The sequence below is a fragment of the Halorubrum sp. AJ67 genome (assembly GCF_000513435.1).
Genome location: NZ_CBVY010000003.1, coordinates 181,571 through 182,709 on the forward strand (window position 1 = coordinate 181,571; position 1,139 = coordinate 182,709).

The following is a 1,139-nucleotide window of genomic DNA, read 5'->3' on the forward strand; positions in this document are numbered from 1 at the left end:
ACCGACGGCGGCCTCCCGGAGCGGCTCATCGCCGCGCTCCACGCCGGCAACGAGGCCGGCGGCGACAGGCGCGGCGAGCAGTCGGCGGCGCTGTACGTCGCCAAGCCCGAGGGGGGCTACGACGGGAGAAACGACCGCTGGGTCGACGTGCGCGTCGACGACCACGAGCGCCCGATAGACGAATTGGAACGCGTGTTCAAGATATACGACGTGACGCTTCTCGAACGCGAGGCTCCCGAGGAGACGCGGGAACTGACCGGTGAGGCGGCCGTCGCGGTCGAGTCGGCGCTCGCGGACCTCGGCTTCTACACGGGGGAACCCACCGCCGAGTTCGGCGACGACGCCCGCGACGCGCTGGAGACGTTCCGCGGGATGAACAACTTCGAGAACCACTCGCTCGCGGTGCTGGAGGACGCGCTGGCCCGCGGCTGGGAAAACACGGGATCCGACGGCGATGGTCCCGGACCCGACAACGATCCCGAAACGCGACTGGTCGACGCGATATGGCGCGGACTCTCCCGGCTCGATCGAGTCTGAGACGCTCCCGGTGTCGACCGTGACGGAAGGAGGGCGACCGTTCCGCGTCCCGTCCCCGGCGCGTTCGGTCGCGCTCGCAACGCCTAACACTCCGCGGCCAAGTACCGACCGCATGGAGCGCTTTCGGAACACCGGCCAGCCGGACTGGGACTGGTGGGGGCGGGTGTGGCCGACGCCCGGAGAGACCCTCCGTGACCTCGGCGTCGAGCCGGGTAACCGCGTCGCGGAGATCGGTTCCGGGAACGGCTACTTCGCTCTCCCGGCGGCGCGGATCGCCGATCCGGGGCCCGTCTACGCCGTCGATGTCGACGGAGACCTGCTCGCCGAACTCGACGCGCTCGCGGACGCGCAGGGGATCGAAAACCTCCGGACGGTCGAGGGCGACGCCCGCGACCTCCCCGGCCTGCTGCCGGAATCGGTCGACGTCGCCCTCCTGTTGAACGCGTTCCACGGGATTCCCGAGCCGCAGGCGGTCGTCGCGGGGATCGCCGAGACGGTCGACGACGGCGGCCGGTTCGTCGTCGTCAACTGGCGCGACCGCCCTCGCGAGGAGACGGTTATCGGCGGCGAGCCGCGCGGGCCGCCGACCGACCGCCGCCTGT

2 protein-coding genes are annotated in these 1,139 nt (G+C 71.2%); both read left to right on the forward strand.

Going from position 1 to position 1,139, the window contains the following annotated elements:
• A partial coding sequence (locus tag BN903_RS04515; protein ID WP_048076585.1) for a DUF1028 domain-containing protein occupies positions 1-537 on the forward strand: 537 nt, incomplete at its 5' end.
• Between the two features lie 112 nt (positions 538-649).
• Positions 650-1,139, forward strand: a 490-nt coding sequence (locus BN903_RS04520) for a class I SAM-dependent methyltransferase (protein WP_048076758.1), incomplete at its 3' end; no start/stop codon positions are given.